The following is a 13,246-nucleotide window of genomic DNA, read 5'->3' on the forward strand; positions in this document are numbered from 1 at the left end:
CCGGCCGGGCCGCTGATCAGGCGAGCAGCTCCCGCAGTTCGTGGACGGCGTCGCGGAGCCGGTCCGCGAACGTCTGCATCGCGTCCGCCACCGGGCGGGGAGTGCTGAGGTAGGCGTTGAAGCGGTCCGGGAGCAGCACATAGGCGACGCCGACGCACTTCTCGCTGGTCGCCCCGAAACCGAAGTACCGGATGTTGACCGACGGCGCCGAGCTGGTGCTCAGGTAGTCGTCCCGCATCGTGACCCAGCCGGGCGAATCGAACAGGGGGAGCGGCCCGGTGACGCCCAGCTCGTCGCCGCGCCGCTTCTGGATCAGCTGCAGCTCCCAGAGGTGCTGCTCGGGGGCCTGGCCGGACTGGCACTCCTTCGCGCGCCTGACGTGCGCGTCGGCGGCGGCGCGGAACGCGTCCCGGCGGGCCACGATGCCGGCGGTGGGATCGTCCATGATCTCCACGAAGCGCAGCACCTCGGGGGTGACGACGCGCATCGCCTCGGTGCGCCCGTGCCGGTACTGCCGGGTCGCGATCGACTCGTAGGTGGCGCCGGTGAGGCCCTTCGCTCGCCTGTGGGCGAGCTGGTAGGCCATCTGGACGAACGCGTCCGGCGACATTCTCAGCCGCTTGATCGCGTCGGTGCCGAAGTCGTCGAACGACACGGTGGCGGTGGCCGTCGCGGCGCCGTACGCGGCGAACGACGACGCGGCGTCCCGGATGTCGCGTCGCAGGTCGTCGTCGAGGACGAACTCGACGGCCTCGACGATCGGGAGGCCCTGCGACACCGCGCCCGACCGCTGGGAGAGCTTCTCGGGGGAGGTGTTCAGCACCGCGTCGACGAAGCTGAGGATCGTCGTGCCGTCCAGGCCGCAGTGCTCGACGTTGATGCCCGCGGTGCCGTCGCCGAAGACGACGAACGACACGGCCTTGTCGAACCAGCGGTTGCCGCTGTCGCCGTGAAGCAGATGGTCGCAGGCGTCGAGGGTGTTCTTGGGGGTGAAGTTCTCCAGGCAGACGCAGAACAGCGCCGTCTCCACGTCGTCGAGCGCCTTCGCGTTGCCGGGGTCGAGTGCGAGGAGGGCCCGGCGGCTCTCGGCCCACTCGGCGCGGGCCTTGGTGGTGAGGTGGCCGGTGGACGGCTCCGCCGCCGCCTCGGCCTTCATGATCGCTTGCAGCCCGGCCGTCAGCTCGTCCAGCGTGTGGGGGCGCCCCTCCGGGCCGAGAACGTCCATCCGGATCATGTTGCCGCGGAAGAACACCACGATGTGGCGGGCCCGCGACGGCCCCGGCCACTCCTCGGTGTAGGGGGCGCGGACGGTGTCCTGCTCGGCGTCGGGGATGCGCGTCGTGGAGAACAGGAACTTGTTCTGCTCCATCGTCAGCGGCCGGCCGCGCTGCAGGACGGGCGGGACGGCCTCGTCGTCGAGCCGCAGCTTGTAGTCCAGCGCGCCGGCGATGAGCCCGGCGGCGCGTTCGACCTGCCCCTCGTCCGACTCCTTGAAGAGGAAGAAGAAGTTCGCGTTCAACGCGATCCGGTCGCGCCGGCCGAGGTAGCGGTACGGCCAGAAGGTGTCGAGCCAGCTGTGCACGCCCTCGGCCGCGTCGTAGCGTTCGAGCGCCGCGTGCAGCACGCGGCCCGGGCCGTCCGGGCGGGTGAACTCGGCCACCGCGGACTCGGTCCGGGCCCGCTCGTCCTCGGTCAGCAGCGGCCCGCACCACTCCAGGAACCGTTCGCAGGTCGCGTCGAGCGTCGGCAACGGCACCCGCGGCAGACGCTCCTCGTTGCCGAAGGTGCGGGTCGAGAGTTGTTCGCTGGCGTTCATTCGTTCCTCGTGTCGTCAGTGCTCAGTCGCGGGGCTTGGAGATGTGGAGCTGCGCGTAGAACCAGCCGTCGGCCTCCAGGCCGCCCGGGTCGACGCCGATGTCCGCGAGGCGGTCCAGGACCAGCGACTGCTCTTCCGGCGTCGCGAACCGCCGCTGCCTGAACAGGCCGTCGCGGCGGACGGTCTCGTACCCGGCGCCGGCGAGCGTCTCGGCGATCGGGTCGAACGGGAACATGCGCAGGACGAAATGCGCCATCCACGGCCTGCGCCCTTCCTGCGCCTCGATGATCCGGGAAATGGTGCGCTCGGTGACGTATCCGAGACAGCCCGTGGAGATGACCAGGTCCGTATGGGCGAGTTGCGCGCGCTGTTCGTCGGTCGGCTCGGCGTCCTCCAGATCGGCGTGGACGGCGCCGTCCAGGAATCCGGCTTCGAGCGCGTAGGAAAGGGCCTGCTCCGAGGCGTCCAGGCCGAAGAAGCGCAGGTTGTTCGCAGGTTCACCGGAACGGATCAGCTCCCGGTCGCGGGACAGCAGCGCCGCGCGTGTGCGCCGGTGGGCGTCACGGCCGCTGTAGCGATCGTACAGCTCGTCCATGGTGGCGCCGTATTTCACCAGGGCCGCGTTGATGCCGTAGGAGCAGCCGATGTCCAGAACGGCCGGGGACGGCGCCCGGCGCGCCTCCCGGTATTCGGCGATGAGCCGGCGGAAGTGCGGTTTGGCCAGTTCCGGGATGTTGTAGTCGAGTTCGCGGAGCGTGCTGAAGTAGGCGCGGGGGTCGGGCCGCGTGTAGATGTGGTCGAGCGAGATCTTGCCCGTCGTGTCGACGCGCACGGAGAGCCTCCCTAGTGAACACTTTCCATTCTCGGCGGCCGGCACGGGTGACGGCCCCGGGGACGGGCCGGATGGAGAATGTTCAGTCCAGCAGCCGGTCGACCCGGACGGCGCGTCCCTCCGCCGCCAGGTGCTCGGGCAGGACGCGGCCGAAGAGCTGCTTCGTGCGCGCGACGCTGCCGACGACCCCCGGGCGCTCGCTGTAGGCGAAGATCGCCGTGTGCCGCGCCGTGTCGCCGCCGACGGCGCCCACCCGGTGCAGCGAGTAGCGTCCCTTGAAAAGCTGCAGGTCGCCGGGGCGCAGCGTCAGCCGGCGGACGAGGTCCCCGCCGTGCCCGGTCAGCACCCGGCGGACGTCGTCGAAGTTCTCCGCCTCCGCCGACCGGATGTTCGGGCAGTACTCGAAGGCGCCCCCGTCCTCAGCCTCCCGGGTCAGCAGGCTCACGGTGAACTCGTTGGTATCGAAATGCCAGGGGTGCTCCATCCCGGGGTTGACGACGTTGAGGCACAGCCCCGACAGCGGGTCGGCGAGCTCGTGCACGCGCGGCAGCCCGAAGCAGGCCGCCACGAACCGCTGGAAGAGCCCGCTCGAATAGAGCCGGTGGATGATGAAGCCGGCGGGGATGTGGTCGCGGGCGACGAACGCGTTGCCCCGCTCGATCGTGATGCGGCCCGGATGATCTTCCGGCAATGGCGTGCCGACGTCGATGTTGTAGGCGTTGACCGTTTCGACGTCGAAATGGGCGCGCGGTGCGATCGTCGCGCATTCCGCGCTCAGTTCGTCCTGCAATGACGGGCGGATGAAGTCGGGCAGTACACAGCACCCCGATTCCGCCAGTGCGGCGCGGGTGCGGGAAACGACGGAGTCCCATCCGGCGCCGTCCGGCTCGGTCAGCGGATAGCGCCTCGTATCGATCACCCGGCCGAGAGCCTCCGCTGCGCCCATGAAGATCCTTCCAGTCCGGCGAACCCCAGATGGGTTTAGCACAATCCCTCCGGCAATTCAGGCCCAACCTTTCTGGCCCGGTTTGTCAGATAGCGATAAGCCGGGCCCGTGACCTGTGCCTTCGAACGTTCCCGGGCTCGCGCGCCCGCCGTGTCCGGTGTGGCCCATCTCACCCGCCTCCGCGGCCCGGGGGTGACGCCCGGCCGGACTTTCCGCGAACCTTTCCGCACACGGCGGCGTCACCGTCTGTGAGGCATGATCGACGAAGCAGGGGAGACCGGATGGACTGGCGGCTGGCGGACTTCACCGAGGACCGCGAACTCGGCCGGGGCGCCCAGGGACGCGTCGTCCTCGCTCGCCACGCCACGGCCGGCACCCCGGTCGCGATCAAGTACCTCGCCGGCGCCGACGCGGGGGCCGTCGCCGGGCTGCGGGCCGAGGCGCAGATGCTCGGCCGGCTGACCAGCCCGTACGTGGCGCGCCTCTACCGGTTCGTGGAGAGCGACCACGGCGCCGCGATCGTGATGGAGGCGATCAACGGGGCATCGCTGAAGGACGTGCTGCGCGAACACGGGTCCCTCGCACCGGAGGCGGCGCTGCTCGTCCTGAAGGGCTCGCTGCTGGGGCTCGCGGCGGCCCACGCCGTCGGCGTCGTCCACCGCGACTACAAGCCCGCGAACGTCGTGGTGCGGGCCGACGGGCTCAGCAAGCTCGTCGACTTCGGCGTCGCCGTCCTGGCCGGGCACGGCTCGTCCGCCGGGACGCCGGTCTACATGGCGCCGGAGCAGTGGCGCGGCGAACCGTCCGCCCCCGCCACCGACGTGTACGCCGCGACCTGCGTGTTCGTCGAATGCGTGACCGGGCGGCGGCCGTTCGCCGCGGCGGAGCGGGCCGCGCTGATGAACCAGCACCTCACGGCGCCGGTCGACACCCGCGACGTGCCCGAGCCGCTGCGCCCCCTCGTCCTGCGCGGGATGGCGAAGGACCCGGCGGAGCGGCCCCCCGGCGCGGCGGCGTTCGTGGCGGAGCTGGAGTCCGCCGCGGCCGCCGCCTACGGGACCGACTGGGAGCAGCGCGGCGTCCGCGCGCTGGCGGCCGCCGCGGTCGCCCTGGCCGCGCTGTTCCCGCTCGGCGCGCTCGCGGTCGCCCCGGCCGCGTCCGCCACCGCGGGCACCGCCGCCACGGCCGGCGCGACGGGCGCGGCCGGGGCGGGCGGAGGCACGACGGCCGGTACCACGGGGGCCGCCGTGAGCAAGGGCTTCCTCGCCACGGCGGCCGGCAAGGGCACGATGGCCGCCGCCGGCGCGGCCGTGGTCGCCGCGACGGCGGGCGGCACGGTCTACGCGGTGAAGGACAGCACGGAGCCGCCGCCCCGGCCCGTCGCGGTCGTGACCCTGGCCGCCGACAACCGGACGATCGCCGGCCGGACGACGATCCAGATCCAGAACGCGCGGTACCCGAAGGTCAGCGGCCTGGACGACCCGGCCCTGGAGCGCCGGATCAACGCCGAGCTGCGCGGCCCGCTCGACCGGCTCATCGCGATGGCGGGGGGAGGCGACAGCGCGCTGCCCTGCCAGGGCAGGCCGGTGAAGATCGGCACCGAGACGACGCTCGGGGTCCGCGGCCCCCGCCTGGTGTCCGTCCGCTACTTCCAGATCTCCGACTGGTGCCTGCAGGCGGACGGGTCGCCCGGCGGCGAGGTCGTCACCGTCGACCTGCGCACCGGCCGCAGGCTCACCGCCGCCGACGTGTTCCGTCCCGGCACGCTGACGGCCGCGGGCGTGCGGCGGCTCCAGTCGCTCGTCCGGCAGCGCTCGGAAGGCGAACGCCGTTGGGCGGACTGCAGCTCGGACGGACGGTTCAAGGTCTCCGACTTCTTCCCCAGGAAGCCGTCCTCCGCCCCGGGCAGGGAGACCGACCCGCCCTTCCTGAGCCCGTTCTTCACCGCCGGCGAGTTCCAGATCGCCTTCCTCGCCGGCGGCAGTGACGGCTGCGGCAACCTGAGCTTCGCCGGCTCCTACGCGAGCGTCCGCGACCTGCTGAAGCCCGAGTTCACCGCGATGCTGCCCGCCGCCCCGTCGCCCCGTCGCACGTGACACAAGGCTCACATGGCGCGGCCCAGGGCGGGTAGGGCGCTCTTCCAGAGGTGTGAGCCGGGTTTCGACGGAGAGCGGACGGGTGTAGGGCGGCGAGTCGATGCTGAGAGAGCTGGTGGCGGCCAGCCACATGATGTCCATGGAGCAGCTGCCGGGCGCCGTCGCCCGGCACGCCGCCGAGTCCGGCATGGACGACGCGGTGATCTACGTCGCGGACCTGCAGCAGACGGTTCTGCGGCTCCTGACCGGGCGCGGGAACGACGCCGGGCGGGACCCCGGCCACGAGGCCGCGGAGCTCAAGATCGAGGGCACGCTGGCCGGGCGGGCGTTCCAGACCGTGGAACCCGTCACGGGCCAGACGTTCGACGACGGGACCTGCCAGCGGTGGGTGCCGGTCCTCGACGGCGCCGAGCGGATCGGGGTGATCCGGGTCACCGTCCGCCGGGACGACGAGCGGGCCGAGGAAGACGCCGAGTTCCTGGCCGGGCTGGTCGCGCTCATCATCGTCAGCAAGGGGCCGTACAGCGACTCCTTCTCCCGGCTGGTGCGGACCCGGCCGATGACGGTGTCGGCGGAGATGCAGTGGCGGCTCATGCCGCCGATGACGTTCGCGAACGACCAGGTGGTGGTCGGGGCGGCCCTGGAGCCGGCCTACCGGCTGGGCGGCGACGCCTTCGACTACGCGCTGGCGGCCGACACCGCCTTCCTCGCCGTCTTCGACGCCATGGGGCACGACACGGCCGCGGGGCTGACGTCCAACCTCGCCGTCGCCGCCTGCCGCAACAGCCGCCTCCAGGGCGCGGACCTCATCGAGACGGGCCGGGCGATCGAGGACGTGCTGGCCGAACAGGACGGCGGGCGGTTCGTGACGGCCGCCCTGGCGGACCTCGACATCCGGACGGGGATCCTGTCGTGGGCCCTGTACGGGCATCCCCCGCCGGTCGTCCTCCGGCGGGGACGCTGGGTGACTACCCTGGAGTGCCGGCCGGGCACCCCGCTCGGCACCGGCCTCGGCATCGTCCCCAAGCTGTGCGACCTGCAACTCGAACCGGGTGACCGGGTCCTGTTCTACACCGACGGCATCGTGGAGGCACGCGACCCGGACAAGCAGGAGTTCGGCCTCCGCCGCTTCGTCGACTTCATCATCAAGCAGGAGGCCAACGGCCTGCCCGTCCCCGAGACGCTGCGGCGGCTCATCCACAAGATCCTGGAGCACCACGCGGGCCGGCTGGACGACGACGCCACCGTCCTGCTCCTCGAATGGCACGGCCCGCCCGAAGTCCCCAAGGACGCCTCGGAACCGATGCGCCAGACCTGAGCCGCGGCCTACCCGGGCCGCAGGGCGTCCATCAGCATCGGGAACGCCTCGTGCAGGTCGCGCTCCCAGTACGGCCAGTCGTGCTGCCCGTCGAAGAAGCGGGCGCTGACGGGGACGCCGAGGTCCCGGAGCCTACCGACGAACGCGTGCGCGTGTTCGCTCGCGGCCGCCTCGACCGGGTCGGTGAACGGAAGCCCGCCGAGCGACCCGGCCCTGCCGTTGCCGCTGGCCACCCACAGCCGGACGCCGCGCAGCCGCCCCGCGAGGTCGGTGGGGTTGTGCGCGCGCCAGATCGCGGCCTGGTCGTCGGGGTCGCCCCAGACGCGCCGCCAGTCGGTGCCGGGGCACGCCAGCGCCGGCCCCCAGCCCGTCGAGTTCCGGCCCGGCTCGTGGCCGTGGAGGGTGTGCAGGTATCCGCTGAACGCGGCCGCGGCCTCGAACATGCCGGGAAATCGGGCCGCGTACAGCATGGCGCCGAGACCGCCCATGGAATTACCGGCGATCACCCGCCGCTTTCCGGCGTGGTAGTCGCGTTCGAGAATCCGCCGGAGTTCGGTCATGTGGAATGTCTCCCATTGCGGGGAGCCGCCGTTCCCGTAGTTCCACCAGTCGGAATAGTTGCCGCAGCGTCCGCCGTTCGGCATGACGACGATGACGCCGCTGCGGGCGGTGAGTTCGGCGACGTCGGTGTCGCGCGTCCAGGCCTCGTAGCCGTCGACTCCGCCGTGCAGCAGCCACAGCGTGGGCCAGGTGCGGCGGGCGTTCTCCGACCACCCGCGCGGCAGGAGGAGCCGGACCTTCTCGCGGCGGTCCATGGCGGGTGAGTCGATGGTCAGGTCCAGGGTGCGGGCCGCGACGGGCGTTTCGGCGACGACCTCGGCGCCGGTGCCCGCCACCGCGCTGGAGCGTTCCATCAGGGCGGGCCGGACGAGTGGGACGAGCAGGACGAAGGCCGCCGGCAATGCGGCGAGGGTGGTGCGGCGAAACAATGGGGGGGCCTTCCGGAAACACCGGCGGGGATGTGCCGGCCTTGACAGGGGGAGCGCCGTCGTGCGGCTGATATGCAGATTCCCGCGGCGGCACTTATTCAAAGGCCATTGATAATAGATATAAAATGCATTCGGGCCGGATACGGGAGAGCGCCGGGCGCCCCTGCGGGTGCCCGGCGCTCCGGCGCTCCGGTGAACTCAGCCGTGCGGCATGGGCTCGGCGGCGGGACCGTTCACGTAGCGGACGGCCCGCCGCACCAGCCAGCTTCCGGACGCGAACAGGATCAGAGCCACGCCGAGCAGCGGCAGGATGAGCAGGACGATCTGCAGTCCGGACGTGACGAGTGCGAGCGGGTCCGCACCGTTCGCCGCGGCGGACGCGAGCTCGCGGATCATCCACCAGTCCTTCGCCACCAGCTTCGGGATCTGGCTGATGATCAGGCCGAGCTGGAACAGCAGCAGCGGGATGACCGTCAGCACCCACACCGAGACGAAGATCTGCGGCCAGCGCTTGAGGTCCTGGAGCCTCGGGTCGGCCGGACGACGCAGCAGGGTCCGGCGCAGGATCGGCCCGATGTACTTGAACAGGTCGGGGATGCCGATCAGGTCCGACATGATGTAGTACCCGTCGAACCGGAGCGTCGGCAGCAGCTGCTGGATCATCTCGAAGTTGACGAACAGCACGGCGACGAGCAGCGGATCGAACCCCGTCCACAGGTACAGCAGGATGAGCCCGGCCACGAAGATGGCGTTGAAGTAGACGCCGGCCAGGTCGGTGCGGAGGCGTCCGGCGCGGCCGAGCCGGTACGACTCGGTGATGTCGGTGTAGAACGCGGGCCAGACGAGGTAGATGCCGCAGCCCATGACTCCTGGGCGGACCCCGCCGTAGCGGCAGGCGGCGGCGTGTCCCACCTCGTGGAAGGCGCAGGACAGCATCCCCAGCCCCATGATCAGCAGAATGCTGACCGGGACGAGCAGGGTCTGCTGGAGCGCGTCCGCGAGCGACCGGGAGGTCAGCAGCCAGACCTCGCCGACGATGACGGCCGTGACCGCGACCGCGACGATGATCGGCCGGAACAGCCAGCTGAACAGCCCGGCGAGGAACCAGGTGACCGACTCGGGGAACACCGCGACCTTGAACTTCAGCCCGAGGAACGGGTCGGCCTTGACCAGCCGCGGCGGCGTGCCGTCGCTGTAGGTGGTGACGCCGAGCGGCGCGAGCTTGCGGTCGACCAGGTAGACGAGCTGTTCGGCGGTCAGCCGGGCTCCCGCCTGCTCGCTGACCGACGCGGCCACCGTGTCGAGCGCGGCGGGCGTGTCCCGTGTGCCGGCCAGGTCCCGGTGCTCGTGCAGTGCCTTCGCGACAAGGAACAGCAGGGGCGGCAGCCTGACGATCTGGCGGTTGGGCAGGCACACGAGCTGGGGCGGCTCCCGGTAGCCCGAGTTCTTGAACTCGCCGACGAATTCGGTGCCGTCGGTGAGGGCGGGAAGAGTGAGGGAAACCTGAGCGTCCACTCCGTCGGTGGCCTGGTTCGCGGGGGGGCCGCTCATGAGTCGTGGTCGACCGTGACCGGGAAGCACACGGCCGTCGTGCGCTCGGGTTCGGCGAGCAGGCCGGTGCCGAGCACACCGGTCGTCCCGGCCGAGTGGGTGTACTGACAGGCGTACACCGCTTCGGTGTGACCTCCCTGGCCGACGGCCGACAGCAGCAGCCGCCCGGGCAGCAGTTGGCCCGACAGCCGGTCGAGGTCCGCATAGGTGAGGTTCTGAGGGTTCGTCTGGCCCATCGGTTCGCCTTCGCATTGTCCCGGAAAGAGGGGGAAGGGCTGGCGGGTACACCAGCCCTTCCGTGCGGGCATGCGCCCGCGGATCATGCTCGATCGGTCAGTGGGCCACCGTGGCGCCACTGCAGACGACGCTCGTGGTGTTCGGGCCGCCGAGCAGCAGCTGGCCGAGGCCGGCGCCGTTGTTGACAACGTTGCTCGCGCAGTTCGGCACGACGACGGTGCCGCCGTTGCCGTGGCCACCGCCGGCGAGCAGGGTGGACAGGACGGCGCGCTCCGGCAGGATCTCGCCGGTCAGCTTGTCGAGCTCGGTGTAGCTGTAGGACTTCATGTGGTTCCTTTTCTCCCTTGTCACGCCCGGATCGCACATGGATTCCGGATGTCCCTCCCGCCCCCCGGTCGGAAGCGGGTAGCTCTACGTATAGCAGATGTCACGGACGGTGGCCAAGCGTGCTTCCACCTGCGCTTCCGTCCCCTGTGTGTGCGTTTCCGAGGCCCCTGCCGGGCAGGAGGTCCGGGCCCGGCAGGCCGGGGAATCCGCAGCTCCGGCGCGTGATCGGAGCCCCCGGAATGGGCGGGGCGCGAGCGGCCCCAGGGCCCCTGCGCGCACACGCGCACGACCTCATGGATTTGCTTGGAGATTGACGCGTCTTGGCGGTGCCGACCGTGCTTTTACGGTTCGGAAGGTCCGGACGGGTATGCGAGCCGACATGGAATTCGGATACACGCTGCTCTGCGAGCAGACACCGCCAAAGCAGCTCGTCGCCGACCTCGTGGAGGCCGAGGAGGCGGGCTTCGGCTACTCGGTCATCTCCGACCACTACTTCCCATGGCTGGAGGACCAGGGCCACTCCGCCTACGCCTGGTCGGTGCTGGGCGCCCTCGCCCAGGCCACCCACCGCATCCCGCTGATGACGCAGGTGACCTGCCCGATCATGCGCTACCACCCGGCCGTGGTGGCGCAGAAGGCCGCCACGGTGGGCGTCCTGTCGGACGGGCGGTTCACGCTCGGGCTCGGCTCCGGCGAGAACCTGAACGAGCACGTCGTCGGACGCGGCTGGCCGTCGGTGGACGTCCGGCACGAGATGTTCGAGGAGGCCGTCGAGATCATCCGGGCGCTGCTCGGCGGCGACCACGTCAACTACCGGGGCCGGCACTTCAGCGTCGACTCCGCGAAGGTGTACGACCTGCCGGACCAGCCCGTCCGGATCGGGATGGCCGCCTACGGGCCGCGCGCCGGACGGCTGGCGGCCCGGCACGCCGACCTGCTGATCTCCGACCAGCCCGTCGGCGACGTCGTCGACCTGTTCCGGAACGAGGGCGGCGCCGGCAAACCCGTCTACGGGCAGATCCCCGTCTCCTACGGCGCCGACTACGACGAGTGCAGGGAGCGGGCGCACCGCATCTGGAGGTTCTCGACGCCGGCGTGGAAGGTGATGGCCGAACTCCCGGGCCCGGTGAACTTCGAGGCCGCGACGCAGACCGTCCGGCCCGAGGACGTCGCCGAGTCCGTCCCGTGCGGCGACGACGTGGACGACTACGTCCAGGCCGTCCAGAAGTTCGCGGACGCCGGCTTCACCCACATCGCGCTCTGCCAGTCGGGGCCCGAGCACCAGAAGGACTTCCGCACCTGGGCGGAGTCCGACCTCCTCCCGGCCCTCCGGGAACGCTTCGGATGATCAGCGATTCGCGTGGGAGCGGACCTTTCATCCAATAAGGTTGCGTAAATCCCGCTCCCACGCACCAGGAGTCACATCCGATGCCGGCAACCGACCCCCTGGAACCCGACGATCCGTCCAGCGTCGGCCCGTACCGGCTGTCGGGGCGGCTCGGCATGGGCGGTCAGGGGGTCGTCTACCTCGGGCACGGCGCCGACGGCGTGCCGGTCGCCGTCAAGGTGCTCCGCGCGGAGGTGGCCGCCGACAACCGCGTCCGCGAGCGGTTCACCAAGGAGATCGCCGCCGCCCGCCGCGTCGACCCGTTCTGCATCGCGCAGGTCCTCGACGCGTCCCTGGACGACCGGCGCCCCTACATCGTCACCGAGTACATCGAGGGGCCCTCGCTCCAGCAGGCCGGGCCGCGGGACGGATCCGCGCTGCAGCGCCTCGCCGTGGCGACCGCGACCGCCCTCGCCGCCATCCACGAGGCCGGCGTCGTCCACCGCGACTTCAAGCCGTCGAACGTCCTGCTCGGCCCGGACGGCCCGCGCGTCATCGACTTCGGCATCGCCCGCGACACCGAGTCGCCGCTCACGCTGACCAGCAGCATCATCGGGACGCCCGCGTACATGGCGCCCGAGCAGTTCGCGGCGGAGGCGGTCGGCCCGCCGGCGGACGTGTTCGCGTGGGGCTCGGTCGTCGTCTACGCCGCGACGGGCCGGCCCCCGTTCGGCGCGGACACCTTCCCGGCGATCATGCACCGCGTCCTGCAGGGCGAACCGGACCTCGGCGACCTTCCGGACCCGCTGCGCTCCACCGTCGCCGCGTGCCTGGTCAAGGACCCGGCCCGGCGCCCCACGATGCAGGCGGTGCTCCTGCGCCTCCTCGGCGCGCAGGCCAGGGGTGCCGGCCCGGCCGACGCGCGGACAGTGGTCGACCCACCGCGTCCCACGCCGATGCCGAGCCCGCCGCCGATGCCCGCCGCACCGCAGACGGTCGACGACGCCGGCCGGAAGAAGAAGACCCCCGGCCGCCGTCCCGTCGTGCTGCTGGGCGCGGGAGCGGGCGCGGTGGCGGTGGCCCTGCTCACCAGCGTCGCGGTCTGGGTCCTGTGGCCGGAGGAGTCGGGCGCCGCGGGCAGCAGTGAGCAGGGTGGACGCGTCGGCGCGAACCCGCAGGGACGCACGGGCTCCGGCACGGTGGACGGCCCCGGAGCGGGGTCGAAGCCCGGCGCGTCGGGCAAACCGTCCCCGTCGAGCACGGCGTCCAAGCGGCCCGGCGGCGGGCAGACCGGCTCGCCAGGCACCTCCTCCAGGCCCGGCACCGCCACGGGTGGCGGCGCCGGCGGCGGCACGACCGGCGGCGGCTCGACCGGCGGCACCGGCGGCGCGGAGCCGGGCGGCCCCACCGCCCGGATCGACTACTTCACCGTCGGCTCCGGCGCCGCCTGCGAGGATCCCGAAGGCTACTTCGAGCTCAAATACAAGATCACCGGCAGCGAGAACCCGACGAAGATCAAGTTCAGCATCTACTTCAACGGCCGCCTCGGCAGAGGCCACCCGATCGAGACCGTCGCGGAGCCGTCCTTCGCCAGCGGCGGCCTCCAGGGCGAGACTCCGGGCACCTACACCTACCGCCTAGTCCTGCAGAGCCCGAGCCACCAGGAGATCACCCGCACGGTAAAGGTCTGCTGAAGCCTTCAGGACCAGCGCCGGCAGGGCCCGTCCACAACGGATCTCGGCACCGCACAGCTCGGCCGTCCGCGCCCGAACCTTGGCGGCCCGCGGTCGGCTCGTACGAGGAGGAG

11 protein-coding genes are annotated in these 13,246 nt (G+C 71.5%); 4 read left to right on the forward strand and 7 right to left on the reverse strand.

The genetic code is table 11. The features are described 5' to 3' along the window. Positions 1–16 precede the first annotated feature (16 nt). From AB0C35_RS13895 to AB0C35_RS13905, 3 genes are all read right to left on the reverse strand, one after another. The gene (locus AB0C35_RS13895) at positions 17–1,816 is read right to left on the reverse strand and encodes a choline/carnitine O-acyltransferase (RefSeq protein ID WP_358454619.1); all 1,800 of its coding nucleotides are present in this window, start codon (positions 1,814–1,816) and stop codon (positions 17–19) included. Between the two features lie 22 nt (positions 1,817–1,838). Further along, complete coding sequence (locus tag AB0C35_RS13900; protein WP_358454622.1) at positions 1,839–2,648, reverse strand: class I SAM-dependent methyltransferase; 810 nt, start codon at positions 2,646–2,648, stop codon at positions 1,839–1,841. 82 nt (positions 2,649–2,730) lie between these two features. Continuing rightward, positions 2,731–3,594 carry an arpA protein gene (locus AB0C35_RS13905; RefSeq protein ID WP_358454625.1) on the reverse strand — a complete coding sequence of 288 codons (864 nt, stop codon included), beginning with the start codon at positions 3,592–3,594 and terminating at the stop codon, positions 2,731–2,733. Between the two features lie 281 nt (positions 3,595–3,875). Here AB0C35_RS13905 and AB0C35_RS13910 point away from each other — a divergent pair, with 281 nt between their 5' ends. Further along, positions 3,876–5,690, forward strand: coding sequence for a serine/threonine-protein kinase (locus AB0C35_RS13910; RefSeq protein WP_358454627.1), 1,815 nt, complete (start codon positions 3,876–3,878; stop codon positions 5,688–5,690). A gap of 100 nt (positions 5,691–5,790) precedes the next feature. After that, complete coding sequence (locus AB0C35_RS13915) at positions 5,791–7,008, forward strand: PP2C family protein-serine/threonine phosphatase (protein ID WP_358454630.1); 1,218 nt, start codon at positions 5,791–5,793, stop codon at positions 7,006–7,008. Between the two features lie 8 nt (positions 7,009–7,016). On the opposite strand, the gene AB0C35_RS13920 is transcribed toward AB0C35_RS13915, so the two are convergent. The 4 genes from AB0C35_RS13920 to AB0C35_RS13935 form a co-directional block, all read right to left on the reverse strand. Continuing rightward, positions 7,017–7,997 (reverse strand): alpha/beta hydrolase family protein, encoded by a 981-nt coding sequence (locus tag AB0C35_RS13920; protein ID WP_358454633.1) that lies wholly within the window; start codon positions 7,995–7,997, stop codon positions 7,017–7,019. A gap of 198 nt (positions 7,998–8,195) precedes the next feature. After that, positions 8,196–9,548, reverse strand: a complete 1,353-nt coding sequence (locus AB0C35_RS13925) for a hypothetical protein (protein WP_358454636.1) — start codon at positions 9,546–9,548, stop codon at positions 8,196–8,198. Then, entirely contained in the window at positions 9,545–9,784 is a 240-nt protein-coding gene (locus AB0C35_RS13930) for a hypothetical protein (protein ID WP_358454638.1), read from the reverse strand. The genes AB0C35_RS13925 and AB0C35_RS13930 overlap by 4 nt, the downstream gene beginning before the upstream one ends. Positions 9,785–9,881: 97 nt before the next feature. Continuing rightward, positions 9,882–10,112 carry a hypothetical protein gene (locus tag AB0C35_RS13935; RefSeq protein ID WP_358454640.1) on the reverse strand — a complete coding sequence of 77 codons (231 nt, stop codon included), beginning with the start codon at positions 10,110–10,112 and terminating at the stop codon, positions 9,882–9,884. Between the two features lie 379 nt (positions 10,113–10,491). Between AB0C35_RS13935 and AB0C35_RS13940 the strand changes: the two genes are divergently transcribed. Further along, a complete protein-coding gene (locus tag AB0C35_RS13940) occupies positions 10,492–11,460 on the forward strand; it encodes a TIGR03557 family F420-dependent LLM class oxidoreductase (RefSeq protein ID WP_358454643.1) in 969 nt (322 codons plus the stop codon). 80 nt (positions 11,461–11,540) lie between these two features. Beyond that, complete coding sequence (locus tag AB0C35_RS13945; RefSeq protein ID WP_358454646.1) at positions 11,541–13,133, forward strand: serine/threonine-protein kinase; 1,593 nt, start codon at positions 11,541–11,543, stop codon at positions 13,131–13,133. Positions 13,134–13,246: the final 113 nt, after the last annotated feature.

The sequence above is a fragment of the Spirillospora sp. NPDC048819 genome, assembly GCF_040650055.1.
Taxonomy (GTDB): domain Bacteria; phylum Actinomycetota; class Actinomycetes; order Streptosporangiales; family Streptosporangiaceae; genus Spirillospora.

Coding starts and splice junctions, on each gene's coding strand:
- AB0C35_RS13935 (WP_358454640.1), bottom strand. CDS start 10,112: ATGAAGTCCTACAGCTACACCGAGCTCGACAAGCTGACCGGCGAGATC.
- AB0C35_RS13915 (WP_358454630.1), top strand. CDS start 5,791: ATGCTGAGAGAGCTGGTGGCGGCCAGCCACATGATGTCCATGGAGCAG.
- AB0C35_RS13945 (WP_358454646.1), top strand. CDS start 11,541: ATGCCGGCAACCGACCCCCTGGAACCCGACGATCCGTCCAGCGTCGGC.
- AB0C35_RS13930 (WP_358454638.1), bottom strand. CDS start 9,784: ATGGGCCAGACGAACCCTCAGAACCTCACCTATGCGGACCTCGACCGG.
- AB0C35_RS13940 (WP_358454643.1), top strand. CDS start 10,492: ATGGAATTCGGATACACGCTGCTCTGCGAGCAGACACCGCCAAAGCAG.
- AB0C35_RS13895 (WP_358454619.1), bottom strand. CDS start 1,816: ATGAACGCCAGCGAACAACTCTCGACCCGCACCTTCGGCAACGAGGAG.
- AB0C35_RS13925 (WP_358454636.1), bottom strand. CDS start 9,548: ATGAGCGGCCCCCCCGCGAACCAGGCCACCGACGGAGTGGACGCTCAG.
- AB0C35_RS13905 (WP_358454625.1), bottom strand. CDS start 3,594: ATGGGCGCAGCGGAGGCTCTCGGCCGGGTGATCGATACGAGGCGCTAT.
- AB0C35_RS13910 (WP_358454627.1), top strand. CDS start 3,876: ATGGACTGGCGGCTGGCGGACTTCACCGAGGACCGCGAACTCGGCCGG.